This window comes from Thiomicrospira sp. S5, from assembly GCF_003991075.1.
GTDB lineage: Bacteria > Pseudomonadota > Gammaproteobacteria > Thiomicrospirales > Thiomicrospiraceae > Hydrogenovibrio > Hydrogenovibrio thermophilus.
On the sequence record NZ_CP014470.1, the window covers coordinates 1,642,833 to 1,666,043 of the forward strand.

At 48.1% G+C, this 23,211-nt stretch carries 21 protein-coding genes and 3 tRNA genes; 13 read left to right on the plus strand and 11 right to left on the minus strand.

Translation table 11 applies throughout. The features are described 5' to 3' along the window. The 6 genes from hsdR to uvrC form a co-directional block, all read right to left on the minus strand. On the minus strand, positions 1-2,430 hold the full coding sequence (gene hsdR / locus AYJ59_RS07535) for an EcoAI/FtnUII family type I restriction enzme subunit R (protein WP_443080143.1): 2,430 nt from the start codon (positions 2,428-2,430) through the stop codon (positions 1-3). 351 nt (positions 2,431-2,781) lie between these two features. Continuing rightward, a tRNA-Leu gene (locus AYJ59_RS07540) sits at positions 2,782-2,868 on the minus strand. A gap of 40 nt (positions 2,869-2,908) precedes the next feature. Next, positions 2,909-2,982, minus strand: a tRNA-Cys gene (locus tag AYJ59_RS07545). Between the two features lie 4 nt (positions 2,983-2,986). Next, positions 2,987-3,061, minus strand: a tRNA-Gly gene (locus AYJ59_RS07550). A 131-nt stretch (positions 3,062-3,192) separates the two neighbouring features. Continuing rightward, a complete protein-coding gene (gene pgsA / locus AYJ59_RS07555; protein ID WP_237260291.1) occupies positions 3,193-3,780 on the minus strand; it encodes a CDP-diacylglycerol--glycerol-3-phosphate 3-phosphatidyltransferase in 588 nt (195 codons plus the stop codon). A 189-nt stretch (positions 3,781-3,969) separates the two neighbouring features. Then, positions 3,970-5,826, minus strand: coding sequence for an excinuclease ABC subunit UvrC (uvrC, locus tag AYJ59_RS07560; protein ID WP_127119748.1), 1,857 nt, complete (start codon positions 5,824-5,826; stop codon positions 3,970-3,972). Between the two features lie 168 nt (positions 5,827-5,994). Here uvrC and sppA point away from each other — a divergent pair, with 168 nt between their 5' ends. Then, on the plus strand, positions 5,995-6,933 hold the full coding sequence (gene sppA, locus AYJ59_RS07565; protein WP_127119749.1) for a signal peptide peptidase SppA: 939 nt from the start codon (positions 5,995-5,997) through the stop codon (positions 6,931-6,933). A gap of 203 nt (positions 6,934-7,136) precedes the next feature. Beyond that, positions 7,137-8,660 (plus strand): sensor domain-containing diguanylate cyclase, encoded by a 1,524-nt coding sequence (locus AYJ59_RS07570; RefSeq protein WP_164730750.1) that lies wholly within the window; start codon positions 7,137-7,139, stop codon positions 8,658-8,660. Between the two features lie 98 nt (positions 8,661-8,758). Here the strand turns inward: AYJ59_RS07570 and acnB are convergent, their stop codons facing one another. Then, a complete protein-coding gene (acnB, locus tag AYJ59_RS07575) occupies positions 8,759-11,332 on the minus strand; it encodes a bifunctional aconitate hydratase 2/2-methylisocitrate dehydratase (RefSeq protein ID WP_127119751.1) in 2,574 nt (857 codons plus the stop codon). A gap of 164 nt (positions 11,333-11,496) precedes the next feature. Between acnB and AYJ59_RS07580 the strand changes: the two genes are divergently transcribed. From AYJ59_RS07580 to mscL, 6 genes are all read left to right on the plus strand, one after another. Then, a complete protein-coding gene (locus tag AYJ59_RS07580; RefSeq protein WP_127119752.1) occupies positions 11,497-12,744 on the plus strand; it encodes a GNAT family N-acetyltransferase in 1,248 nt (415 codons plus the stop codon). Between the two features lie 217 nt (positions 12,745-12,961). Then, positions 12,962-13,810, plus strand: coding sequence for a S1 family peptidase (locus AYJ59_RS07585; RefSeq protein WP_127119753.1), 849 nt, complete (start codon positions 12,962-12,964; stop codon positions 13,808-13,810). 57 nt (positions 13,811-13,867) lie between these two features. Continuing rightward, complete coding sequence (locus AYJ59_RS07590) at positions 13,868-14,689, plus strand: DUF2971 domain-containing protein (protein WP_127119754.1); 822 nt, start codon at positions 13,868-13,870, stop codon at positions 14,687-14,689. A 120-nt stretch (positions 14,690-14,809) separates the two neighbouring features. After that, the gene (locus AYJ59_RS13065) at positions 14,810-14,944 is read left to right on the plus strand and encodes an AAA family ATPase (protein ID WP_237260292.1); all 135 of its coding nucleotides are present in this window, start codon (positions 14,810-14,812) and stop codon (positions 14,942-14,944) included. A gap of 43 nt (positions 14,945-14,987) precedes the next feature. Continuing rightward, entirely contained in the window at positions 14,988-15,302 is a 315-nt protein-coding gene (locus AYJ59_RS13070) for an AAA family ATPase (protein ID WP_237260293.1), read from the plus strand. A 222-nt stretch (positions 15,303-15,524) separates the two neighbouring features. Further along, the gene (gene mscL / locus AYJ59_RS07600; RefSeq protein ID WP_127119755.1) at positions 15,525-15,947 is read left to right on the plus strand and encodes a large-conductance mechanosensitive channel protein MscL; all 423 of its coding nucleotides are present in this window, start codon (positions 15,525-15,527) and stop codon (positions 15,945-15,947) included. Positions 15,948-15,994: 47 nt separating this feature from the next. Here mscL and AYJ59_RS07605 read toward each other — a convergent pair whose 3' ends face one another. The 3 genes from AYJ59_RS07605 to AYJ59_RS07615 all read right to left on the minus strand — a co-directional run bounded on the left by AYJ59_RS07605 (position 15,995) and on the right by AYJ59_RS07615 (position 17,439). After that, complete coding sequence (locus AYJ59_RS07605) at positions 15,995-16,192, minus strand: hypothetical protein (RefSeq protein WP_029937997.1); 198 nt, start codon at positions 16,190-16,192, stop codon at positions 15,995-15,997. Beyond that, positions 16,189-16,824 (minus strand): ParA family partition ATPase, encoded by a 636-nt coding sequence (gene parA / locus AYJ59_RS07610; protein ID WP_029937996.1) that lies wholly within the window; start codon positions 16,822-16,824, stop codon positions 16,189-16,191. The genes AYJ59_RS07605 and parA overlap by 4 nt, the downstream gene beginning before the upstream one ends. A 309-nt stretch (positions 16,825-17,133) precedes the next feature. Next, complete coding sequence (locus AYJ59_RS07615; protein WP_127119756.1) at positions 17,134-17,439, minus strand: hypothetical protein; 306 nt, start codon at positions 17,437-17,439, stop codon at positions 17,134-17,136. 348 nt (positions 17,440-17,787) lie between these two features. On the opposite strand from AYJ59_RS07615, the gene AYJ59_RS07620 reads away from it, so the two are divergent. Beyond that, positions 17,788-19,158: an HD-GYP domain-containing protein gene (locus AYJ59_RS07620; protein ID WP_206197856.1), complete on the plus strand. Its 1,371-nt coding sequence runs from the start codon at positions 17,788-17,790 to the stop codon at positions 19,156-19,158. On the opposite strand, the gene AYJ59_RS07625 is transcribed toward AYJ59_RS07620, so the two are convergent. After that, the gene (locus tag AYJ59_RS07625; RefSeq protein WP_127119757.1) at positions 19,155-19,877 is read right to left on the minus strand and encodes an NAD(P)-dependent oxidoreductase; all 723 of its coding nucleotides are present in this window, start codon (positions 19,875-19,877) and stop codon (positions 19,155-19,157) included. The genes AYJ59_RS07620 and AYJ59_RS07625 overlap by 4 nt on opposite strands. A 157-nt stretch (positions 19,878-20,034) precedes the next feature. Here AYJ59_RS07625 and AYJ59_RS07630 point away from each other — a divergent pair, with 157 nt between their 5' ends. The 4 genes from AYJ59_RS07630 (at position 20,035) to AYJ59_RS07645 (ending at position 23,190) form a co-directional block, all read left to right on the plus strand. Then, positions 20,035-20,199, plus strand: coding sequence for a hypothetical protein (locus AYJ59_RS07630; RefSeq protein ID WP_206197857.1), 165 nt, complete (start codon positions 20,035-20,037; stop codon positions 20,197-20,199). Between the two features lie 96 nt (positions 20,200-20,295). Then, entirely contained in the window at positions 20,296-21,060 is a 765-nt protein-coding gene (blaOXA, locus tag AYJ59_RS07635) for a class D beta-lactamase (protein WP_127119758.1), read from the plus strand. Positions 21,061-21,093: 33 nt separating this feature from the next. Then, the gene (locus AYJ59_RS07640; RefSeq protein ID WP_127119759.1) at positions 21,094-21,726 is read left to right on the plus strand and encodes a DJ-1/PfpI family protein; all 633 of its coding nucleotides are present in this window, start codon (positions 21,094-21,096) and stop codon (positions 21,724-21,726) included. A 354-nt stretch (positions 21,727-22,080) separates the two neighbouring features. Further along, the gene (locus AYJ59_RS07645) at positions 22,081-23,190 is read left to right on the plus strand and encodes an S-(hydroxymethyl)glutathione dehydrogenase/class III alcohol dehydrogenase (protein WP_029937988.1); all 1,110 of its coding nucleotides are present in this window, start codon (positions 22,081-22,083) and stop codon (positions 23,188-23,190) included. The last annotated feature ends 21 nt before the right edge of the window (positions 23,191-23,211 follow it).

Genomic DNA, 23,211 nt, shown 5'->3' on the forward strand with positions numbered 1-23,211 from the left:
TTAAGCGGATTGGTCGCTATTATAGAGTTTTTGCTCTAAATCGGTAATGGCTTGTTCATAGGCTTGTTTGCTGCCAAAAGCGTTCTTGACGATTTCTAAAGGTCTGCCCATTTCTGAAAATGGTGTGACTTTGAAAATATCTTTAGATTCGATCTCGGTAATGCCAGTGTCGGCATATTTATCCAACAAGGCATTTAACACTTGCTGAGCGGCTTCGGAATATTTGGTGAAGTAGTTGCGCTTTTTGACGTTTTCCGCACGTTCTTTACGAGTAAGCAGCGGTTGGTCAAAGGCGACGTGACAGATTAAATCGAATGGGTCCATCTCACGGCTAACATCTTCTTCCAGTGCTTGCCAAATCACACCTTGGGATTCTAACTCTTCAATAATCGCCTGTTTGCGCTCAGTGGATTGCCACTTTTTCACAAACTCATCCATTGAGGCGAATTCTTTTTGAATGGTCTTTTTGGTGTAATCTTTGAAAGATTCCGTGACCAATTTTCCATCTGCATCGTAATACTGAACGCGCTCAGCGATCTTTTTAACCGTTACCCCTGAGACGTGATATTTGATAAATGGCTCTCGTTCACCACCAGTGTCTTCACCCGAACCAGTCCATTCATTTTCTGAAGCGGAGTTATATTCGCCTTGCGGCTCTTCAACACTATCGGCATCTTCATTATGGTTTTCAGGATTGTTTAGCTGTTCATCAAACTCAGGATTTTCTTCATCAATGATTTTGTCTGGTTGGGTAACCATTACTTTTTCTGGAATGCCATCAAAACGTTCATCGGCAAACAATTCAGTCGCTTTTTTGAAATCGAGAATGGTGAACCATAGCTTGCCGTAGCGGTCATCAATACGAGTACCACGCCCAATAATCTGTTTGAACTTAGTCATCGATTGAATGGATTGGTCAAGCACAACCAACTTACAGGTTTTAGCATCTACCCCAGTGGTCATTAACTCTGAGGTAGTGGCAATGACAGGGTAAGCTTTTTTAGGGTTAATAAAGTTATCCAACTGAGCTTTACCTATCTCATCATCGCCTGTAATTTTCATTATATATTTTTCGTTTTTCTGAACCTGGTCTGGGTTCAAGTTAACCAACGCACGGCGCATTCGCTCTGCGTGGTCAATGTCATTACAGAAGACAATGGTTTTAGCCATTGGATCGGTACGCTTTAGGTAAGCAGTAATCGTTTCAGCAACCAGTTGTGTTCTTTCATCTATAACCAATGTACGATCAAAATCTTTGGCATTGTAAACACGGTCTTGGATAACTTCACCGTGTTTATCAATTTGTCCTTTGGTTGGTCGCCAACCCAAAGCATCAATGTCTAAATCAACACGCACGACTTTGTAAGGTGCTAGGAAGCCATCTTCGATCCCTTGTTTAAGCGAATAGGTATAAACCGGCTCACCAAAATAGTCGATATTGGAAACCTCTTTCGTTTCCTTTGGTGTGGCGGTTAAACCTATTTGAGTGGCAGAACTGAAATACTCCAATATTTCACGCCAAGCCGAATCTTCTGCCGCACTTCCTCTATGACACTCATCGACAACAATTAAATCAAAAAAATCTGGATCCACTTGCTTATAGGCTTTTTGATGCTCTTCTGGGCCGGTTAAGGCTTGATACAGAGCTAGATGAATTTCATAAGCAGGATCAACCGTGCGTTTTTCAACCTTGGTCATAGCGGTATCAAATGGCTGGAAATCGTTGATTCGAGTTTGATCCACCAGAACATTGCGATCGGCTAAAAACAGGATGCGCTTTTTGGTCTTAGAACGCCATAAACGCCAAATGATTTGAAAGGCAGTATAGGTTTTTCCTGTGCCCGTTGCCATCACCAAGAGAATACGGTTTTGCCCTGCTGAAATCGCTTCAATGGTTTTGTTAATTGCTTGCAGCTGATAATAACGAGGAGATTTACCCGAACCATCATCGTGGTAGGATTGAGTAATGATAGGCAGTTGTTTTTCTGAATAGCCCTTCCAAACACAATACTTTTGCCAAAGCTCTTCTGAGGTTGGAAATTGATCGAGTGAAATTTCAGTTTCGATTGGGCCGGAGTTTGCCGTTTTATCGTGAAAGATAAAACCGTCACCATTAGAAGCAAACACAAAAGGCGTTTCTAGCAGGCCTGCGTAATCTAAGGCTTGTTGCATACCCTTACCAATTTCATGCTTATTGGCTTTGGCTTCAATCACCGCTAAAGGAAGGTTCGGTTTGTGATAAAGAACAATGTCAGCCGACTTTACCTTTTTACGAGCCGCAACCTGACCACGAACTATGACTTTACCGTCTCGAAGTTTGACCTCTTGACGAATTTGCGTCATTGAATCCCAACCTTTTTGTATGACAGCTGGAAGAATGTATTTAGTAATAATATCGGTTTCGGTAAGTTGCTTTTTGTTCATATACAACCACAAGCCTTTGCATTTAGCACAATTGCTTAGATTTTACAGGAAGCAGACTTTCAAACAAACCAAAACTCCCACCCTTTTTCGCTTTGAATTTATTTACTGGTTTCAGAAAATTTACAAACCAGAAATAAACCAAAATTTTGAACATTTCGTTTTTTTTAATCAAAAGGGTGAATTCGGTTCCCGAAATGGTTAAATTTCACAAAACCGTTGACGTACATTACCGTACTTTCGTCTGCGATTTAATAAATTTTCATGAAACGGCTGAGACATGCAAAACGAAAAACGTATTAATTACAAAGAGTTTTTTAGGATTATTGAGATTTTATGAAACTGGGTGAGAACAAGTAATGGTGCCCAGGGCCGGAATCGAACCGGCACGGTGTTGCCACCGAGGGATTTTAAGTCCCTTGCGTCTACCAATTTCGCCACCTGGGCGGGCATAGAAAAATAAGAGGTGTTACGAAGAACCGATAAATGGAGGCGGAACCCGGAGTCGAACCGAGGTCCACGGATTTGCAATCCGCTGCATAGCCACTCTGCCATTCCGCCATATTGGAGCGGGAAACGAGGATCGAACTCGCGACCCCAACCTTGGCAAGGTTGTGCTCTACCGCTGAGCTATTCCCGCATTCGTAATGAAGGCGTATTATAGGGCGAGACGGAAAAATTACAAGCTTTTTTAACGAAAAAACCCGAATCCGTGACGGAAAATAAACCGTCTGGAATTCGGGTTTTCAAAAACGCATCGCAAGTTGTTGATTAGGATGGGTCTTTTGCGCTCTCCGCCGAAGCATCCAAAATCACCGGCAAGGCGGCACGGCCGTATTGATACCAGGTGATAATCGTCAGAATCGCCGCGAAGTACAGCATCGGAAAGCCCAAAGCGCCCCAATCCACACCCCAAAGCTCACCGCCGTACAGCAGCCAGGTCAAGGCCGCCAATTGCGAGGCGGTTTTGACTTTGCCGAGATTGGACACGGCCACGACTTCACGGGCGTTGTTTTCCGCCATCCATTCTCGCAAGGCGGAAATGCTGACTTCGCGCATCATAATGACGATGGCCGACAAGGTCACCCAAATGTTTTGGTACTCCACCGCGACCACAATCAAGGCGGCGGCGACAATCAACTTGTCCGCTACCGGGTCGAGAAAGGCGCCCAGTTTGCTGCTGACATTGAGTTTGCGTGCCAGGAATCCGTCGAACCAGTCGGTGATGGCGGCAATCATAAAGGCCAAACCGGCCCAGAAACGCGCATCGTCAATCGGAGCGTAATAACAAATCAGAAAGACGGGAATCAACAATACGCGCGACCACGTCATCATCATAGGTAAGGATTGCAGGGACATAAAACTCTAAATCTTTTTTATTTCAGCTGGTAAAAACGCCGCCCGACGGACGGTTTCTTGGTCAAAATCGAAAAAATATTACCATAGACCCGCGCCGCTATGGCAATAAATAGCGGGGTTTCGTAAAAAGTTCATACCCCGACTTGACGGACATCATAAATACATCGGATTTGGTTTTTATTTCGAGGGTCAGATTTCACCGTGAAAGAAGTCGTAAATCGTCTGCGCCATCTTCTGACTGATGCCGGGCACCTTTTGCAACTCGGCCACGGCGGCGTTTTTCACTTCACCCAAGCCGCCGAAATGCGTCAACAGCTTATGGCGAGTTTTGGCACCGACTCCGGGAATGTCTTCCAAACGCGAATGGGTTTGTGCTTTCTGACGGCGACTGCGGTGGCTGGTAATGGCAAAGCGGTGCGCTTCGTCGCGAATATAATTGATTAAATGCAAGGCGATGTCGTCGGGTTCTAGGTCGATGCCTTCGTCATTAAACGGTGTATACAAAATCTCCAGACCTGCCTTGCGCCCTTCCCCCTTGGCAACCGACACCAAAGGCACATTATCCATCTCCAAGGTTTTGAAGACTTCAATCGCCTTATTCAACTGCCCTTTCCCGCCGTCGATGACAATCAAGTCCGCCACAGGCAAGCCTTCTTTCTTCACCCGGCTGTAACGGCGCGTCAGCGCCTGATGCATGGCGGCGTAGTCATCGCCCGGCTGAATGCCTTCGATATTGAACTTGCGATAAGCACTGCTGTTCGGCACCCCTTCGCTAAACACCACGCAACTGGCGACGGTTTGATTGCCTTGGGTATGACTGATGTCGAAACATTCCATATGATTCGGCGGCACCGGCAAGGCCAACACTTCCTGCAAGGCTTTTACCCGTTCGGCTTGCGAGGCTTTCTGCGTCAGTTGCTGCTTCAGGCCGGACGTGGCGTTGGTCATCGCCAGCTTCATCAGGCCTTTTTCGGTTTGTGAATTGGCCTGGCGGATTTTCACCTTACCGCTCGCTTTCGCTTCCTGTCGCCGTTGCGACAACCAGCTTTCCAACGCGGTTTTGTCTTCCAAAGCTTCCGACACCAGTAACAACTGCGGCACCGGTAAGTCGCTGTAATGTTGACTGATAAAGGCAGTAATCACTTCGTCGGCGTCCACTTCCTGCCCACCGGTTTTCGGAAAATAATTCTGACTGCCCCACAGGTTGCCGCCGCGATACATCATAATCGACACACACACTTGATTGGCTTCTTCAGCCATCGCGACCACGTCGGTGTCCTTGGAGCCGGGCTGATTAATCAAGTGCTGGCTTTGAATGGCGCGCAGCGCGGAGATTTTATCGCGATACACCGCCGCCGCTTCAAATTCGAAGGCATCGGACGCCGACTGCATTTTATGCCCCAGGTTTTCGATGACTTCAAAGCTTTTGCCTTCCAAAAACGCAATGGTATTGGCCACGTCTTCGTCGTATTCTTCTTTGGTGACCAAACCGTCCACGCACGGGCCGGAACAACGTTTGATTTGATATTGCAGACACGGCCGCGAACGGTGGTTGAACACACTTTCCGCGCACTGGCGCACCGGAAAGATTTTCTGGATGGCGTGTAACGTCTGATGCACCGCCGAGGCATTCGGAAAAGGTCCAAAATAACGCCCCACCCGACGTTTGGCCCCACGATGATAACTCAAGGACGGAAACTTCTTGCCGGTGGACACAAAAATGTACGGATACGATTTATCGTCACGAAACAGGATGTTGTAACGCGGTTTATGACGTTTGATTAAAGTGTTTTCCAGAATCAAGGCTTCGGATTCGGTGTCCGTGACCGTGACCTCAATCGACGCGATTTGCGCCACCATCGCCTCCGTCTTGATGGCGTCATGGCGTTTTTTGAAATAACTTGATACCCGCCGTTTCAGGTTCTTGGCCTTCCCGACGTATATGATCTGATCCTCGGCGTCTTTCATCATGTACACGCCCGGCCGCTCGGTCAGGTTCTTCAAAAAGGCATCGATGTCGAATTGGGTATCTACTTGCTTTGTCATTTCGGTTAGAATGGGGCTTCTTGTTCAATCAGCCCGGCGCGTGGCGGGCTGTCATAATTCAGATAATTTAGAAATCTCTAAACGAAACGGCCGATTTTCGGCATTCGGAGTGCCGGCTTGCATTCCGGTTTTCGTCAGACGATTTCGACACATTATAAGGTATTGTCAATGGAGAATCCGAATCAAAACGATGGTTTGAACCGTTTAGCCGGTGCGGCGGAAAAGTTCATCAAGCAGGAACGTTGGAGCCGCCGCTGGACCAATCTGCTGAAACTGGCCGTCGTGGCCTACATTATCGTCACCTTCGTGATGTTGACTCGCCAGATTCCGTCCGAACAGGAAATGCTCGGCACCGATAAGCATGTCGCGATCGTCAAACTGGAAGGCGCCATTATGCCGGGCACTTATACCAGTGCGGAAAAACTCAACCCATTATTGGACAAAGCCTTTAAGAACCCGAATTCCGAGGCCGTCATTATCCAGGCCAATTCACCCGGCGGCAGCCCGGTGCAATCGGCGCTGATCAATGATGAAATCACCCGTTTGAAAAACCTGTATCAAAAACCGGTGTACGTGGTGGTGGAAGACGCCTGTGCCTCCGGCTGTTATTACATTGCCGTGGCCGCCGATAAAATTTACGCCAACAAAGGCTCGCTGGTGGGCTCCATCGGCGTGCGCATGGACAGCTTCGGTTTCACCGGCCTGATGGATAAAATCGGCGTGGAAAACCGCTCCATGCACGCCGGAGAGCACAAAACCTTTTTGAACCCGTTCGGCCCGATTGATAAAGAAGGCCGAGAGTTCTTCCAGAAACGCATTCTGGACCGAACGCATGAACAATTTATCGAAGCGGTTCGTAAAGGCCGAGGCGACCGTTTGAAAGAAAATAAAAACACCTTTACCGGCTTGGTCTGGTTGGGCGACGAAGCGGTTGAAAACGGTTTGATTGACGGTTTGGGCGACATGGGTTACGTGGAGCGTGAAGTCATCAAACAGACCAACACCCGTTACTACGAAACCGAAAAAGGCTTTATGGAACAGCTATTGGGCGACATCAGCACAGAAACCGCGACCAAGCTGTCTCTCTACCTCACCTCCCTGCGCTAAGCGCCATTCCATTTTCCGCCAGGCCTGGGCATTCTTAATGTCCGACTTGGCGTAAACTTCACGGCATAACCCACTGAGTTTTAGTGTTATTTTGCAGAAATGGTATAATGAATGTTTCACCTAACTGCATTTGATTTTTTTATACCATGCCGACACCTGCCAAAAGAACATTCCGACGCTGGAAAAATCTGCCCTCCCGGCGATTGGCGCTTATCGTATCCATCGCGGTATTCATTTTACTCAGTGCCGGCAGCATCTGGACCACTTACAGCAATTACAGCACCCAGAAACAGCATTTGATTCACTACGCCAGTCAGCAGGAAATCAACAGTTTCAAATCCAGCCAGAAAGCGCTGCGCATCAATGCCGACGTCATCTTCACCTCCGCCATCAATCAGGACGACATTCTTAGCTTGATGGCCAAGGCTTATCATGGCGACGCGGCCGTGCGCAACGAGATGCGCGAAACACTCTACAACCGCCTGGAGCCGTTGTATCGACTGCTGAAATCGGAATACATCCGACAACTGCACTTCCATTTACCGGACAGCTCCAGCTTTTTGCGCTTTCACCGCCCGGCCAAATTCGGAGACGATTTATCCGACGTCCGTTACAGCATCGAGCAAGTGCACAAAACTCAAAAGCCGGTCTTCGGGTTTGAGGAAGGCCGCATTTTCAACGGCTTCCGTCATGTCTATCCATTGCATTACCAAGGCGAGTTGGTGGGCAGTGTGGAGATTTCCTTCTCCATTGACGCTATTTACCATCTCATCACCCACGATCACAACGAAGCGCACGACCTGCTGTTGAAAAAAGACCTGATCAAACACAAGGTGTTCGAAAACGAGCAAGGCAACTACGCTCCGTCGGAAATCTCCGCAAACTATGTGGTGGACAAAAGCGTGCAATACCATGAGAAACGCCCAAACAGCATTTCCCGAAAACGCATTCACGCCATCAACGAGAAACTGCACGATGACTTCCAAAGCGTACTCGGCCAATGCAATGTTTGTCATTTAGTGACTAATATTAACCAAACCTATTATTTGGTCACCTTCTTCCCGTTGAAAAATACCGAAGGCCAAGCCGTCGGTTACATCGTCAATTACATTAATGAACCCGGCTTGCGCATCGTGACTGAAAACTTCATGAAAATCAACGTCGTAAATGAAAGCCTGCTGTTCATTATCAGCTTACTGACCTTCTTCTACCTACGTAACCAGATTCGTCAGAAACGTTTGTTGCACAAAATGGCGCGAACCGACAGCTTGACCAGCCTGCCGAATCGGAATGTGTTCAAACGCGCCTTGAACGAGCAGATGAAACTGAGCAAGTCCAAACAGTTGCCGCTGAGTCTGGTGTTTTTCGACATTGACCACTTCAAGAAAATCAATGACACCCACGGTCACTTGATGGGCGACAAAGTGCTCAAAACCGTGGCGCGTGCCGTCGAAGACGGCTTGACCAACAAGGACGTCTTTGCCCGCTGGGGTGGTGAGGAGTTCGTGATACTGTTGCCGGAAACCTATCTGGAAGACGCCGAGAAAGTCGCGGAACGCCTGCGTAAAAAGTTGGAAACGCTTGATGCGCACGACCTACACATCACCTCCAGTTTTGGCGTGACCGAACTGAAACACAAAGACACCGCGGAAAGCCTGATGCACCGTGGCGACAGTTTGCTGTACCGCTCCAAAGAAGACGGCCGCAACCGTGTCACCGTTGGTTAAACCAATCCCAATATTCACCAGGCCTGACCGACACACCAAATAACAGACATAAAAAAACCGCCGTTAAGGCGGTTTTTTTATGGGGGAATGACTGACACTTACGCGACGGCCACACCGATGTCCGACAATTTCTTCGGCTCTTCCACTTTGTAATCGGCCATTTCGTCGAACTGCAGATAACGGTAGACATCGTCGGACATGGTATCCAACATCGCCACGGCATCCATGTACTCGGCCACAGTCGGAATACGACCTAAGACCGAACACACCGCCGCCAGCTCCGCTGACCCCAGGTAAACGTTCGCGCCGTTCCCCAAACGGTTCGGGAAGTTACGGGTTGAAGTCGAGAAGACCGTCGCGCCGTCGGCAACACGCGCCTGGTTCCCCATGCACAGGGAACAACCCGGCATTTCGGTACGTGCGCCCACGCGGCCGTAAATGCTGTAATAACCTTCTTCAATCAACTGGCGCTCGTCCATCTTCGTCGGCGGCGCAATCCACAAACGGGTCGGTACATTGCCCATTTGCTCCAGCACCTTACCGGCCGCGCGGTAGTGACCGATATTGGTCATACAGGAACCGATAAACACTTCGTCGATTTTCGAGTTCTGAACGTCAGACATCAATTTCACATCGTCCGGATCGTTCGGGCACGCCACAATCGGCTCTTTGATGTTTTCCAAATCGATTTCGATGACCGCCGCGTAATCCGCATCGGCATCCGCTTCCATCAATTGTGGGTTATCGATCCACGCCTGCATTTCGTCACGACGACGCAACAAGGTCTTGGCATCCTGATAACCGTTTTCGACCATCCAATCGATCAACGCCATATTGGATTTCAAATATTCGATAATCGGCTCTTCGCCCAGTTTCACCACACAACCGTTGGCGGAACGCTCGGCCGAGGCGTCGGACAACTCAAACGCCTGCTCCACTTTCAAGTGATCCAAGCCTTCAATTTCCAGAACACGACCATTGAAGATGTTTTTCTTACCTTTCTTCTCGACGGTCAGCAAACCGTCCTGAATCGCTTGATACGGAATGGCGTTCACCAAGTCACGCAAGGTGATGCCCGGCTGCATTTGACCTTTGAAACGCACCAAAACCGACTCCGGCATGTTCAACGGCATCACGCCCAAGGTTGCGGCAAAAGCCACCAGGCCTGACCCCGCCGGGAAGGAAATCCCGATTGGGAAACGGGTATGCGAATCGCCGCCGGTACCGACGGTATCCGGCAACAACAGACGGTTCAGCCAAGAGTGAATGACCCCGTCACCCGGACGCAAAACCACGCCGCCACGGCTGGTCATGAAATCCGGCAAGGAGTGTTGCAGTTTGATGTCCACCGGCTTCGGATAGGCCGCAGTGTGGCAGAACGACTGCATCACCAAATCCGCCGAGAAGCCCAAACAGGCCAACTCTTTCATTTCGTCACGCGTCATGGCACCGGTGGTGTCTTGCGACCCAACCGTGGTCATGCGTGGCTCACAGTACATGCCCGGACGAACGCCTTCGATACCGCAGGCTTTACCGACCATTTTCTGCGCCAGCGTATAACCGTGCTCGGCTTGCGACTTATCCGTCGGGCGGATAAAGACGTCGGACGGTTCCATGCCCAGCGCTTCACGCGCTTTGTCCGTCAAACCACGGCCGATAATCAGCGGTACACGCCCACCGGCACGTACTTCGTCCGGCATGGTGTCCGGCGCCAATTCGAAAGTGGAAACCACGTCGCCCGCTTCGTTGGTGATTTTGCCGTCGTATGGGTGAATCGTAATGACGTCACCCATGTTCAAATTGTCTACTTCACATTCAATCGGCAAAGAACCGGAGTCTTCCGCCGTGTTGAAGAAAATCGGTGCGATTTTGCCGCCCAACACCACGCCGCCTTGGCGCTTGTTCGGCACGTAAGGAATGTCATTCCCGAAGAACCACATCACCGAGTTCATCGCCGATTTCCGCGACGAACCGGTTCCCACCACGTCGCCCACATAAGCAACCGGGTGGCCTTTGGCTTCCAATTCGGCAATGGTACCGTCCACATCGTCCATGCGCGCTTTCAACATTTCCTTGGCGTGCAATGGAATGTCTGGACGTGACCAAGCCGCTGTCGCTGGCGACAGGTCATCGGTGTTGGTTTCGCCTTCCACTTTAAAGACGGTCACAGTGATTTGTTCCGGCATCTTAGGCTTATCCAAGAACCACTCGGCATCCGCCCAAGATTTCAATACTTGCATGGCGTAATCGTTGGTTTTCGATTTTTCCACCACGTCGTGATAAGCTTCATACACCAATAGCGTTTTGGAAAGGGCTTTCACCGCTTCTTCGGCCACTTCGGCGTTCTCGCTGTCCAGCAAACCGATCAACGGCTGAACGTTGTAACCGCCCAGCATGGTGCCCAGCAAGAAAGTCGCTTTCACCGGCGAAATCAAATCGACAGACACTTTGCCCGCCGCCACGTCCGCCAAGAAGCTGGCTTTCACGTAAGACGCCTCGTCAACGCCCGGCGGTACGCGGTTGATAAACAAATCCAACACGAAATCCGTTTCACCCGCCGGTGGGTTTTTAATCAGTTCAACCAGTTGCGCCGTTTGCTCCGCATCCATCGGTAACGGTGGGATACCTTCCGCTTCGCGTTCGGCCACATGTTGACGATAGGCTTCTAACATACTCTCTCTCCAGTGCTTTATATATTTTTGATTACGCGTATTTTATCACAGCCCAAGTGAATATCTGAACGCCTAAACTCAAATTGCCCGCATCCTATCGGAATTTCAAATTTCACCGCCCCGCTTCAATGCTAAAATGCATTCAAACTATCGAGTGAAACGGTATGAATACAAAGCCAAAAACCCTGTCTCATTCCACAGAAACCGCCAAGCTGCGTCTGGATGTTCATAACAGTCTGACCGAATTTTCCGCCGAACAAGCTGCGCAATGGGATGCCTTGGTGCAGGACAACAATCCCTTTCTCAAACACGGTTTTTTATCGGCTTTGGAAGCGCACGGCTGTGTGGGCGAACATTTCGGCTGGTTGCCACATCATCTCACGCTCACCCATGAAAGCCCAGACGGCGACCGTATCGTGGCCGCCCTGCCGTTGTATGAAAAACACAATAATTACGGCGAATTCGTTTTTGACCAGGCCTGGGAACAAGCCTGGAATCACGTCGGCCTGCCGTATTACCCCAAACTCGTCTCCGCCGTGCCTTACACCCCCGCGCAAGGACAGCGTTTTCTGATTCACCCGCAGCTGGAAACCATCGGCCATGGATTATTTGACGCCGAACAACTGCAAACGCAGCTATTTGACAGCGCATTGGCCTTAGCCGAAGAACTTAATATGAGCGGCATTCACTGGTTGTTCGCCAACCCGGAACAGCAGGCCTGGCTGGAATCGCACAAACGGGATTACAAACGAGATAATGAATACTTCCGGCACGATTGCCAATTTCATTGGTTCAATCAGGATTATCAAACCTTCGACGATTTTCTCGCCCAACTCAAAAAGAAAAAGCGCAAGAACATCCGCCAGGAACGCAAAGCCGTCGCCGAAAGCGGCCTCCAATTCCGTCAACTCAACGGCCACACCGCCACCGAAGACGATTGGGACAACTTCAGTTATTTCTACCAGAAAACCTTTATCGACAAATGGAGCACCCCCACGCTCAATCTCGACTTCTTTAAAGCCATCGCTCAAGCCATACCCGAGCAAGTCTTGCTGGTGCTGGCCGACTTGGACGGCCGCTGCATTGCCGGAGCCCTAATGTTCCGCTCCGACACCACGCTTTACGGCCGCCACTGGGGCTGCATTGAAGACGTCAAACACCTGCATTTTGAAACCTGTTTTTACCAGGGCATCGACTACGCGATTGAAAATGGCATTCAAAAATTCGAACCCGGCGCCGGCGGCGAACACAAAATCGCCCGCGGTTTCATTCCCGTCAAAATGCGCTCCACCCACTGGCTCGCCCAAAACCCATTCCCGGCAGGCCTGGCCAGATTTATCGAAGAAGAAAAATATATGATTGATAAATATGCCGCGGACTGCTGGGCACATTCGCCCTACAATGAAAACTAGAATTTTTACTTAATTTTTAAAATCAAGTCGAGTAGGATAATCACATAAACCGAAACAACCGCCTCTGATAAGAAAGTTAGGTAATACCCGATAATCGGTCAAAATGACACGTTCATAACACCAGCCTAGCAAACAGTCCAGAAACCCGTTTCAATACATAATACTACTAGGGCAAAAGTGCCTTATACTAAATGTTAGAAGCTACAAGGAACATCATATGGCATCACTTGCAGAAGAATTAATGCATACGACCGTAAGGCTTGAAGGACAAAAAGCGCAAGGAACTTCTGTTGGTACTGGATTCTTCTTCATGCATGAGCAACGGTTGTTCCTAATAACAAACAAGCATGTTGTAGAGGGCGTAACTCATGGAACTTTTGTCGTATTGAAAGGGGTGATTGACGGAGATGCTAAGAAACCTTTGTTTGGGCAAGGCTACAGTATCCCATTCAATGCAACTAATTTTATAGGGCATCCAGATCCCAATGTAGATGTGGCCGCGATGAATGTTTCAGTAATATTTAGTGAATCAGAAAATGATGGGAACATACTGTATTGGAAAAATCTTAGAGAAAGTGAATTCCCGACCCAAGAACAGATTGATAAATTTATTTCACCAATAGAAGAGGTTGTGTTTATTGGCTATCCAAGTGGTATATGGGACTCCACAAATATATTGCCAATAATAAGAAAAGGAATAACAGCCACCCCATATTATGTTGACTTCGAAGGCCAAAAGCGATTTCTGATAGATGCATCAGTTTTTCCAGGTTCCAGCGGCAGCCCTGTATTCATCTACTACGCTGGCGGGCACCCAGATAAAGAGGGAAATCTCTATGCTGGAAACAGGATGCACTTTTTAGGAATTGTGGCGCAGGTATATAAGCGAGTAGAGCAAGGGGGTATTCGCATTGTTAATATCCCAACACAGCAACTACCAGTCGCGGAAATTGACCAAATGATTGATCTCGGCATCGTTTTCAAGTCAGAAACAATAAAAGAATGTGTGGAGCATTATGTCAATGTGGTCAATGCTTCTAACAATCAAATCCAGCCGACGCAGTGAACTGCGCGGCTGATTTCAGCGTTATATTTCAATCCAAAATTTATTTTTGAGAACAAAATGAATCCTATAGTTCACTATGATCTGGCATATAAATACCTTTCTACTGATACTCTGTCTCTGATTGTTAATGGAGGAAAGCTTTGGTTTAGTCGTGCAGACGTACTAAATGATACTTTTGAACTCAGCCCATTTCTGATGCCGTTAAATTGGCCTGAAATCGTTGAAATGAAAGAAAATAAACCACAAATAGCTGATGCACTCGTTTCAAAAGCTTTTAAAAAAGTTAGTAGTTCCTTGTACATAACATGTTTTTCAAAACATTATAAAGACCCAGAGTCTCAACTGATGTGGGCTCATTATGGCGATAATCATAAAGGTTGTTGCATCTGTATTGATTTTTCTATTTTGAAAAATAACAAAAATTCAACAGGCCTGTATCCTGTCGAGGTTCAGTATGTAGACTCTTTACTTGAAGAGCGTAACTCAAGAACGCCCAACAGTGATGATCTGGGATTACTTATAGGTGCAACTAAAACAAAAATTTGGGAGTATGAAAAGGAAGTCCGATTTGTACTAGAATCCGAGAGTTTTGATAAAAATAAATTTGAGTATGTTAATGACAAACAAAATATTTCAGTGGATTTTGACATTACTTTTATTTCTAAAGTTATTTTTGGCCTTAAATCTTCATCAGAAGAAATTGAAAAAGTTGTGAAGGTTTTTTGTGATAAGGGGCATTTGCCAGATTTTACGCGTTTAGATATTGATCCATTGACTTTAAAAATTATGGAAAAAGACACTGGACATAAAAGTGAAATACTTCAATATAACAAATCACTCCAGCCGACCGCTGAAACCAATGGGGTCAGACTCGATTGATTTTCAAAGGAGTCTGCCCCATTGATTACTCTAGATTGCTTTAATACCTTTTCAGTAAAAACGACCAGGCCTGGTAATATTGGTCATTTGATTGAATTCCCCATTTGCAAAGGATATGCAATGAACGAAACAGGCACCTTGATTTTTTTCAGTGGCAAAATGGGCGCGGGAAAATCGGCCTACGCCAAACAACTGGCGAACGAACTCAAAGCAATTTTGTTGTCTGAAGACGAGTGGCTGGCGGCCCTTTCCTGACGAAATTCAAAACTTTGACGATTACATCCTGTATTCGGCACGCTTGAAACCCTTGCTAAAAAGCCATGTTCAAAGCCTGTTGCATTCCGGCGTTTCGGTGGTGATGGATTTTCCGGGCAACACCCGAAAACAACGGGCTTGGTTTAAAGCAATATTCGACGAAAGCCAGATTCCCCATAAGTTGATTTATCTGCAAACCGACGATTCGCTGTGCTTACAACGGCTGGAAAAGCGCCGGCAGGAATCACCGGAACGCGCCCAATTTGATACCGAAACGGTGTTTCACCAGGTCAACCGTTACTTTCAGGCTCCAACGGAGGATGAAGGCTTCAACATCGACATTGTCCTCAATACATAACCACTAAACACATTCAATCGAACCGGTTCGAACACCCCTCTCATCCAAATTCACCGCCACGTTATTTGCAATCTAATTTAGATAAAAGTACCCTAAGACCAAGGTTAACAAGGCACTCAAGCGGACTGTTCCAAGGCTCGCTCGCTGAGTTTGGTGTTAACGGGTGAAAAAATAACGCCGCACACACTTCATTGAAAACACAAAGGTAAAAGAGAACAAAACATGATCAAAGAATTCCGTACGTTCATTAATCGAGGAAATGTGCTTGATTTGGCTGTCGCGGTCATTATTGGGGCGGCTTTCACCGCGATTGTAAAATCATTGGTGGATGACATTGTTATGCCCTTGATTGGTATTGCGTTGGGCGGAGTGGACTTCACGGCGTTGGCCTTCCAAGTCGGCGCGGCGACCATCACCTACGGCAACTTTATTCAGGCGATCATTAACTTTGTGTTAATTGCGTTGGTGGTCTTTTTCCTGGTACGGAGCATCAACCGATTGCAGGAACGAATGGCTCGGGAGAAAGAGGAAGCCGAGAAAGTCGAAGAAACCAAACCGGCTGCACCGCCAGAGCCATCTTCAGAGGAAAAACTGCTGACGGAGATTCGAGATTTGTTGCGGGAACAGGGCAACACCAACGCTTAATGTTACGCTTGATGAATGAATCGAATTTGACCCGGTTGAATATCAGGTCAGTCTGGCCAAACCCGTTTCGAGCCCATGGGTTTCACCGTTTCGTTTGAATCTTCTTGTTTGACGGCTGGCTTGGCGGGTGGTTTCTGACGCGATTGGGTTGCGGTTGTTTTACTGGCGGATTTTTCCTGCGTGGTTTTGGCACGACGCAGACTGTCGGTTAACTTGGACGCGGTGGTATTGGTTTTTGTGGTCATAAAACCTCCTGAATAATGTCGTCGATTTCATTGGCGGCCATTTCGCCACGTTTGCCCATACAATAGACACTCACCCCATCGACCGCCGCATTGCGATAAACGGCTCGACGACGAAGGCCGCTTTTCAGAGCGGGAATATCGAACTCTTGCAAGGCTTCTTTCATGGCGGTGGACAGAGCACTGCGGGGTTCCAACTGATTGATGACGATATAAGGCTGTAATGGCCGATTGCGCATTTTGGCTTGTTCGATGGCTTCGGCAATGCGAAGGCTGGCCCATAAATCCACCGGCGACGGCAACACGGGAATCAGCAACGTTTGCGACACCTTAAGTGCGGCTTGCATGACACCGGTTTCCAGTGTTGGCGGGCAATCGATGACAATAAAATCGTAATCTTTTGCAAAGCGTTCCACTTCGTTGACCAAATGGCCGGCCACGGCGATCACGGAAACCGGAAACGGTTTGTCTTCGGCCGACAGTCGGCACCACTGGGTGGCCGACCCTTGCGGGTCGGCATCAATCAGCAGCACACGACCGTGGTTGACCAGGCCTGCGGCCAGATTCATGCTTAAAGTGGTTTTGCCGGTGCCGCCCTTCTGATTGGCCACCGCTAAAATCCGTGCCGATGTCATGCTGTGTTTTGCCCTTTCAAATTCATCCTTAAAGCCCCCGCCTCAAAGAGGCATTTTGTGCCGTTAAAACCGGGTGGTATCCGCCATGGCTCGGGCAGTGCCATTAATGTTTAAAAATGCCCAGGCCTGGTGATTATCGTTAAGGAGAGCTTTGCACGGGTGGGACGCGTGCAAAGCTCTCTTAAGATAAAGTGTTACAGATAGAGCGTGCAAAAGGCGTATTTTTGCATTCGAATATGCTATTGGTGGCGGGGAAACCGGGCCAAATCCCTATACAATACAGGGCGTTTTGACTCGGTTTTGTTGGATTCACTCTCCGATTAAGTGTTCCTTGATGAGGATTTGCATAAAATTTTGGTCAAAGCCCTCATGTTCAATATCGTCAATCCAGCAAGGATTGGGATCGTAACCTTTGTATAGAGCAAAGCCCACTTTATATTCATCGCCGAAGCGGGCGAACAAGAACACGAACTTATGGTCATTCTGGGTGTTTTTCATACTACAGGAGTTGTTTTCAGACACCTCAAAGGTGATGGAAGCCTCCGGGTGTTCGGCTAAATAACGTTCAATTTCCGTCGACACCAACTGGTGTAAGTCTTCGTGGGTTTTGATCATCAAGGGTCTCCATTCAATATTAGCCAGGCCTGGTGATTTGTTTGTTAGCCTGTTGAAACCAAGGGCATGCCGCGCCTTCTGTTTTGCAAAGTGATAAGCATAGCCCAGCCGCTGACCGATAAGCAACCCCACGAAAAATCGACCAGGCCTGGTCAAATTGATTGGTTAAAGCTTCGGCATGACCGTCAAACCGAAAATAAAGCCTTTTCGAAATTCCATTCACTGTCACCAGCCATCTTGTCGGATGAATTACATTTTTTAATGTTTTTGATTCGAAAATTCCGTTAAGGTGGTAGTCAAGGGATCATTGTTCTCCCGTCATCATTTTTAAATGGAATCTTTCAAACCATGGTCGATAAAGTGCAAAATTTAAGCCTTTCGCAAGTCATCAGTGCCTTGAGTTATGCCTTGGACTTAACGGAAGGACAGCCTGCGGGGCACAGTGTGCGCTGCTGCTGGATTGGGATGCACATTGGCAAGATAATCGGCCTGGAATCCAAACACATTTGGAATTTGTACTACACCCTTCTATTGAAAGATGCCGGGTGCAGCAGTAATGCCGCGCGTTTATATGAACTGTATGGTAGTGACGAGCGCCAAGCGAAAAAAGATTTTAAATTGGTCAATAATGACAGCTACAAGCAAATGCTTGACTTTGTCCTCAAACATACGGCCGTCGGAAGTGGCTTAATCTCCAAGACGAAACGTTTGATCAATATTGCTCGCTTCGGCGACGAACAAAGTACTGAAATGTTCGCCACGCGCTGTGAGCGCGGCGCGGATATCGCAAAACGCCTCGGGTTTAATGATGAAATCGCCGACGGCATTCGTTATTTAGACGAGCACTGGAATGGCAATGGAAAGCCCTATGGCGTGGCCGGAGATCAAATTCCAATCAATGCGCAAATTGCACTGCTTTCGCAAGTGACCGATGTGTTTTTTCAAACCGGTGGTCAGGTTGCGGCGTTAAACGAGGTTCGTTCACGAAAAGGCACCTGGTTTAACCCGGCGTTGGTCGACGCCCTATTGAGTCTTGAAACACAGGCGCCCTTTTGGGAAACCTTAACGAAAACAGACCTTGAAAGCGATATTCGTTCGCTCGAACCGGAAGCCGAAAAAATCACACTGACTCAACAGAAAATTGATGACATCACCTATGCGTTTGCGATGATTGTCGATGCGAAAAGCCCTTTTACGCACGATCACAGTTCTCGGGTGGCCGATTACACCGTCAAACTCAGCCAGCATTTTGGCTTTTCCTTTGAACAGCAGAGAGAAATCAACCGCTGTGCCCTGCTGCATGATATTGGCAAACTGGGGGTGAGCAACCACATATTGGATAAACCCGGCAAACTGACGGATGATGAGTTTAAACAGGTTCAACTACACCCGCTGTATTCCGAACAAATTTTACAACGCATTCAACCGTTTAGCCGAATTGCCAAAATCTGCGGGGCTCACCATGAAAAGCTTAATGGAAAAGGTTACCCTTACGGATTAAAAAGTGAAGAGATTTTATTTGAAACCAAACTGATCACGGTGGCGGATATTTTTGATGCCCTGACCGCTTCCCGCCCTTACCGAGACGCCATGCCGATCGACAAAGCGCTGTCGATACTCAAAAGCGAGTGTGGCAGTTCCATTGAACCTGACATTTATGAGGCCCTGATACAGATTTTGCCGCAGTTGGCGATTGGCGCAGAAAGCCAAAATGGTTAAATCTGATTATAGATAACCGGCATCTGCCCTTTCCATTGTTCCCACAAGTCTTTTTCGGTTATCAACCGGGCCATCAAATCGGCGACATTGATTCGGCTGGTTTCACCGGCATTGAAAATCGCGCTTCGAGTCGGCGATGGGTGGATTTCATAGTCGGTAACATCCGAGCGATCCACCAAGGAATCCGGCCGTACGGCGGCCCATTCGATGGCGGGATGATTTTGTCCGACTTGGGTTCGCAGGTAATCGGCGGCGTGTTCGTTATCCGAATGCGGTGGCAATAGAAGGCGAATCAACCCGACAATCAGGGTTTCCGCAAACGAAATGGGTTCATCCAAATCACGGTTCCGGTTCCCGGAGGTGTTCATCAAAACAAACCGGGTGGGTTCGGTTTTATGGTTGGCTTGAATGGCTTCACACAAACGTTGCACGGCGTCGGTCACCAAACGGCGCGGTTGACCGAAAAGGCCTTTCCAAGTCAGGTTATGCCCCAAGCAGGAAGCCACGGCGCTACAATCACTTACGAGCTCGGCGAGTTCCGTTTCCGACAAGGCCAAAATGTCGGCTTCGATGAGCGTCAAATGCGCATGCGCTCGAACCGTTTCCGGCAGGCGTTCCGCAGAACGAACCACCGCTTTGACATGACACCCACGGTTGAGCAATTGACTCACCAATAACCGCCCCGTCGCACCCGTTGCCCCGACCACTAAAACATTCATTTTCCAAGCACTCCATCAAAATCCATTACAATGTCATGACTGGATGATTTACCGCGAAATCCTAATCAAAATTTCGTATCATTTTGAATCCATTCAATCACAAACCATTCTAAGGGAAAGCACGGTGAGAAACCTACTGATTTTGACAAGCCTCTTTATGTTAGCCGGATGCAGCAATCAGGCCGTTTACGACAATATTCAGCACAATAACCGTAACAGTTGTTACAAAAAACCACCGTCACAATACGATGCTTGCATGAAGGCCGCGAATAAACCTTACGACCAATATGAACGGGAACGCGAAGAAGTCAACGCGCAATAAATAATTGCAGGCTTTGGCCTGAATGCCAATTCATTACCTTCTACCCTAATTAAAAAGATATAACAAATCATGTATAAAACCAGTCGATATTACATTATGGCCCTGCTTACCGTGCTGATTCCCGTGGTTTCGAATGCCGACGATTCGGTGATCGCCAAGCTTTTCGCCCAACAAAATGTTGAGGGCACCATGGTCATTGAATCGCTGAAAACCGGGCAAACATTTGTCCATAATGCAACAAGAGCAAGGCAGCCGTTTTCACCCGCCTCAACGTTTAAAGTAATGAATACCCTGATTGCCGTTGAGGATGGCGTAGTTCAAGATGAACACACTGTATTTAAATGGGATGGTCACCATTACAGTGTGGCCCGCTGGAATCACGACCAAACGTTGGACAGCGCTTTTAAGGTTTCCTGCGTGTGGTGTTACCAGGAAATCGCCCGTAAGGTTGGAACCGACGCTTACAAACGTTATCTCAAACAAACCAATTACGGTCATTTACAGAACGAATTCGATGTCACGACCTTTTGGCTGGATGAAGGCTCACTTGAAATCAGTGCATTCGAACAGGTGGATTTTCTAAAAAAACTCGTCCGTCGCCAGCTTCCTTTTAATGAGAAAGCTTATGACACCTTACAAAAAATCATGCTAGTGAAAAAAACACCCTCTTATTCCTTATGGGCTAAGGCGGGTTGGGCCGCGCGCGTTCACCCAAATGTGGGTTGGTATATCGGCTATGTCAAAACATCACAGGATACCTGGTTGTTTGCCTTGAATATGGTGCTCGACAATAAAACGCAATTGCCCTTGCGCCAAAAATTGGCACTGGAAGCGCTGAAGGCCAAAGGCATTATCGATTGACCCCTAATTGCCCCCTATAAAAAGAGACCGCCTATGAAGCGCAAACAACTTGGAATCGTTATTTTTGATGACGTCGAAGTCCTCGACTTTTGCGGCCCGTTTGAAGTTTTTTCCGTCACACGATTGGATGAAAATCGACGCTTTGAAGACACGTCTCCGTTTGACGTTCATCTGATAGCGCAGTCGCCCGAACCGGTAACCACTACCGGAGGGATGAAGGTCATCCCCGACTGTACGTTCGAACAAGCCCCGCCGTTGGATATTCTGGTGGTGCCGGGCGGCATGGGCACTCGTCAGGAAATGCACAACGAAACCTTACTGTCGTTTGTGCGTGATGCGGCCGCTTCGGTTGAAACCCTGGCTTCGGTCTGTACGGGGGCGTTGGTGCTCGGAAATGCGGGCTTGTTGGACGGTTTGAGCGCAACCACCCATTGGCGCTCGTTGGATTGGATGCAATCACTTTTCCCGAACGTCACGGTCGATAAGCAGTCGCATGTGGTCAACCACGGTCATATAATCACCTCAGCTGGCATTTCCGCCGGCATCGACATGGCCTTGCAGATTGTCGCCATGCAGTTCGGTGAAGACGTTGCCCGCGCTTCGGCTCGCCATATGGAATATCCCTATCCGGAAAGCAACGAACGCCGAATCAACCTCTCCTCCTGATAGGATTAGGCCGCAAATAAACGCTGAATGCTTATTCCATTCATCTGACCCGCCTCCCATCCTTATTTTTCAACAAATATGCAATATTCAAAAGCCGGGCCATTAGGGCTTTTTGAAACGTGTTTAAGGCTGGCTACCACGTACAGTTCAAAGACGAAAAGTCCCCATAATGAGTACTCCCTCAGGGGTATGGATTTTTTTAGGGTATGATTGAAAATACACGCCATGGCGAGCCATTGGCGGTTTTTTTGTCCTACGATCAAAACGATAGTCGTTTTCGTTTATTCATTGACTCCTGCCTTAGCTCCCCTCCCACTGTATATTCAATGACCAAAAAAATAAGGACTTAAACAGATGAAATGTAAAGCAGCAGTCGCTTGGGAACCCAAAAAACCTTTAGAAATTGAAGAAGTTGAAGTAGAAGGCCCAAGAGAGGGTGAAGTCCTATTAAAGGTAGTTGCTTCAGGCGTTTGCCATACGGATGCGTTCACCTTGTCTGGTGATGACCCTGAAGGTGTTTTTCCGGCCATTTTAGGACACGAAGGTGGCTGCGAAGTGGTCGAATGCGGCCCCGGTGTTAAAGATTTGAAACCTGGCGACCATGTCATTCCGTTGTATATTCCCGAATGCGGAGAATGCGAATACTGCAACTCCACGAAAAGCAATTTATGCCAATCCATTGCCGGAACGGTTTGGACAGGCTATATGCCGGATGGAACGCGCCGTTTTTCCAAAAATGGTAAGCCAATTTACCATTACATGGGCTGTTCCACTTTTGCTGAATACACGGTGGTTCCGGAAATCGCATTAGCTAAAATCAATAAAGAGGCGCCGTTGGATAAGGTCTGTTTACTCGGTTGCGGCGTCACCACCGGAATTGGCGCGGTACTTAATACCGCTAAAGTGGAAGCCGGTTCGACGGTGGCCGTATTCGGTTTAGGCGGAATCGGGCTTTCTTGTATTCAAGGCGCGGTTATGGCCAAAGCTTCACGGATTATTGCGGTGGACCTGAACCCAAGCAAATGGGAAATGGCCAAAGCACTCGGCGCGACGGATTTTGTGAACCCAAGAAGCGTGGATGGCAAAGTCAGCGAATACATCGCCGAGATTACGAACGGCGGCGTCGATTACTCCTTTGAGTGTATCGGCAATGTCGAGGTGATGCGCGATGCTCTGGAATGTACTCGCATGGGCTGGGGGGTTTCCACCGTTATTGGTGTGGCAGGCGCCGGTCAGGAAATTTCGACTCGTCCGTTTAACTTGGTCGTCGGTCGTACCTGGAAAGGAAGCGCTTTTGGTGGCGTGAAAGGTCGTAGCGAACTACCAGGTTATGTGGAACGTTATATGGACGGTGAAATCGAGCTGGATGCTTTCGTGACCCACACAATGGGCTTGGAAGACATTAATAAAGCCTTTGATTTAATGCACAGCGGCGAAAGTATTCGCTCGGTCATTATTTTTTAAATAACGCTGACGGAATGAATG